General features: G+C 74.4%; 1 protein-coding gene. It reads left to right on the plus strand.

The annotated features are described in order from the left end of the window. The coding region (locus ABEA87_RS42070; protein ID WP_345639401.1) for an SDR family NAD(P)-dependent oxidoreductase at positions 1-3,618 on the plus strand (3,618 nt) is incomplete at both ends.

Here is a 3,618-nt window from a genome sequence, read left to right on the forward strand (position 1 = left end):
CGGCGGTGGTGGAGTCGTTGGAGTTCGGTGAGCCGGTGTTGTCGGCGGTGTCGACGGTGACCGGGCAGCCGGTGGAGCCGGGTTTGTGGACGGATCCGGGGTACTGGGTGGAGCAGGTCCGTAAGACGGTGCGGTTCGGTGATGCGGTGGTCGCGTTGGAGGGGTCCGGGATTTCGGCGTTGCTGGAGTTGGGTCCGGACGCGGCGTTGACGGGCGTGGCGAAGGAGGTTCTGGGTTCTGGGGTGACGGCGGTGGCGGCGCAGCGCCGGGACCGGGATGAGGTGGAGTCGTGGTTGTCGGCGTTGGCCCGGTTGTATGTGACGGGTACGCCGGTGCAGTGGCCGTGTGCGGCGGCACCGGAGTTGGAGCTGCCGACGTACCCGTTCCAACACCAGCGGTACTGGCCGCGCATGCCGGAGCCCGCCGTGACGCTCGGCCGTTACGCCGTCACGTGGACGCCGATCGCGGAGACGCCGTCCGGCGTGAGCGAGGGCCGCTGGCTACTGGTGGCCGACGAGGCCGAGCAGGACGCCCTCGCGCCCTTCCTGGCCCGCATCGAGGACCGGCTGGACCGGCTGACCGTTCCCACCACCGGCGCCGACCCCCGTGACGCGCTGGCCGCAGCCGGGACCGACCTGGCCGCGTACGACGGGATCCTCGCCCGCCTCGACCTCGCCTCCACGATCGCGCTCCTGCAAGCCGTACCGGAGGACGCCGAGACCACGAAGCTGTGGGCCATCACCCGCGGGGCGGTCCGCGCCGCGCCGGACGATTGCGCACCCGACCCCGAGCAGGCGCTCATCTGGGGGTTCGGCCGGTCCGCGGCGCTGGAGTCGCCGCAACGGTGGGGCGGCCTGCTGGACCTGCCCGCCGACGCCGCCGACGCCGACGACGCCGACGCCGACGACGCCAACGACCGCATGGCCGACCTGGTCGCCCAGGCCCTCGCCGGTGCGGGCGGCGAGGACCAGATCGCCGTGCGCGCGACCGGGAACCTGGGGCGCCGGCTCGCACCCGTCGCCGCACCGGTCGGGGAGCCGTCCTGGCAGCCGCGCGGAACCATCCTGATCACCGGCGGTACCGGCGCGCTGGGCGCGCAGGTCGCCCGCCGCCTCGCGGCCGGCGGCGCCGAGCACCTGGTCCTGGCGGGCCGGCGCGGCATCGACGCGCCGGGAGCCACCGCGCTGCGCGACGAACTCACCGAGCTGGGCGCCACCGTCACCGTGGAGGCCTGCGACGTCGCGGACCCGGCCGCGGTCGAGGCGCTGGTCGCCGGACTCCCGGGCACGCTGACGGCCGTCGTACACACCGCCGGAGCCGTGCGCACCACCGGCGTGGCGGACCTGTCCGTGGCCGACCTCGACGAGGTGCTGTCCGCCAAGGTGGGCGGTGCCCGCAACCTGGACCGTGCCCTGGGCGACACTCCGCTCGACGCCTTCGTGCTGTTCTCCTCGATCGCCGGGGTCTGGGGCAGCGGCGGCCAGGCCGGATACGCCGCCGCGAACGCCTATCTCGACGCGCTCGCCGAGCGGCGCCACGACCAGGGCCGCGCGGCGACCGCTATCGCCTGGGGTCCGTGGACCGGCGGTGGCATGGCGGCCGAGAACGACGCGGAGGAGTACCTGCTGCGGCGTGGCCTGCGCGCGCTCGACCCGGAGGCCGCGGTCGACATCCTGCAGGCGGTGGCCACCGGCGCCGCCGCCACGCTGACCGTCGCCGATGTCGACTGGCCGCGCTTCGCCGCGACCTTCGCGTACGCGCGGCGCAGCCGCCTGCTGGACGACATTCCGCAGGCCGCCGTGCCGGAGCAGCCCGCGACCACCGGCCCGACCGCCGGCGTGGCGGCCGGCCTCGCCGACCGGCTGCGCGACCTGCCCGCCGACCGGGCGGAGCAGGTCCTGGTTGACCTGGTACGCGCCCGGGCCGCCGCCATACTCGGCTACGGCGGACTGGCCGAGGTGCCCGAGCGGCGGGCGTTCCAGGAGATCGGCGTCGACTCGCTGACCGCCGTCGAGCTGCGCGACGCGCTGCGCGCGGAGACCGGGCTGAACCTGCCCGCCACCATCGTGTTCGACCACCCGACCCCGACCGCGCTCGCCCGTTACCTGCGTGACTCGCTGCTCGGCGGCACCGCCCGGCAGGCCACCCCCGACGCGCCCGTGGCCGTCGACGAACCGGTGGCCATCGTTGGCATCGGCTGCCGCTATCCCGGCGGCGTGCGGGGGCCGGAAGACCTGTGGCGGCTGGTGGCCGGCGGCGAGGACGCGGTGGCCGGCTTCCCCGACGACCGCGGCTGGGACCTCGACGGGCTCTACGACCCCGACCCGGACCAGCCCGGCGGCGTGTACGTGCGGGAGGGCGCGTTCCTGGACGGCGTGGCCGGCTTCGACGCCGACTTCTTCGGCATCTCGCCGCGTGAGGCGGTGGCGATGGATCCGCAGCAGCGGCTGCTGCTGGAGACGGCGTGGGAGGCGATCGAACGCGCGGGCCTGGACCCCGACGACCTGCGGGGCAGCCGGACCGGCGTGTTCGTCGGCGCGAACAACCACGACTACGCCACCCTGCTGCTGGACGCCGAGTCGATGCAGGGCCACGTCGCCACCGGCACCGCGGGCAGCGTGCTGTCCGGCCGCCTGGCGTACGTCCTGGGCCTGGAGGGCCCGGCCATCACCGTGGACACGGCGTGCTCGTCGTCGCTGGTGGCGCTGCACATGGCCGTGCAGTCCCTGCAGCGCGGCGAGTGCCGTACCGCCCTGGTCGGTGGCGTCACGATCATGGCCACTCCGGGGACGTACCTGGAGTTCGCCCGGCAGCGCGGGCTCGCCCCCGACGGCCGGTGCAAGGCGTTCGCCGACTCGGCGGACGGTACGGGCTGGGGCGAGGGTGTAGGCATGCTGCTGGTCGAGCGGCTGTCGGACGCGCAGCGGCTGGGGCACCCGATCGTGGCGGTGGTGCGCGGCTCGGCGATCAACCAGGACGGTGCCTCGAATGGTTTGACGGCGCCGAACGGTCCCGCCCAGGAGCGGGTGATCCGGGCGGCGCTGGCCAACGCGGGCCTGACTCCCGGCGACGTGGACGCGGTGGAGGCGCACGGTACCGGCACCAAGTTGGGTGACCCGATCGAGGCGCAGGCGTTGTTGGCGACGTATGGGCAGGACCGGTCGGGGGATCGGCCGTTGTGGTTGGGTTCGATCAAGTCGAACATCGGTCACACGCAGGCCGCCGCCGGGGTGGCCGGCATCATCAAGATGGTGATGGCGATGCACGCGGGCGTGCTGCCGCGCACCCTGCACGTGGACGCACCGTCGTCGCATGTGGACTGGTCGTCCGGTCAGGTCCAGCTGCTGACCGAGGAGCGGGAGTGGGTCGGCGACCGCCCGCGCCGGGCCGCCGTGTCGTCCTTCGGGATGAGCGGCACCAACGCGCACGTGGTGTTGGAGCAGGCTCCCGCCGCCGAGCAGGAGCCGGCGCCGGTGGAGCAGGTGTCGACGCCTGGTGGTGTGGTGCCGTGGGTGGTGTCGGGTCGTTCGGTGGAGGCACTGGGCGCGGCGGTGGGTTCGTTGGCCGAGTGGGCGTCGGCTGGCTCGGTGGATGTGGGTGCGGTGGCTGCTGGGTTGG

Origin of the sequence: Rugosimonospora acidiphila, from assembly GCF_039543385.1 — a bacterium.
Taxonomy (GTDB): Bacteria; Actinomycetota; Actinomycetes; order Mycobacteriales; family Micromonosporaceae; genus Rugosimonospora; species Rugosimonospora acidiphila.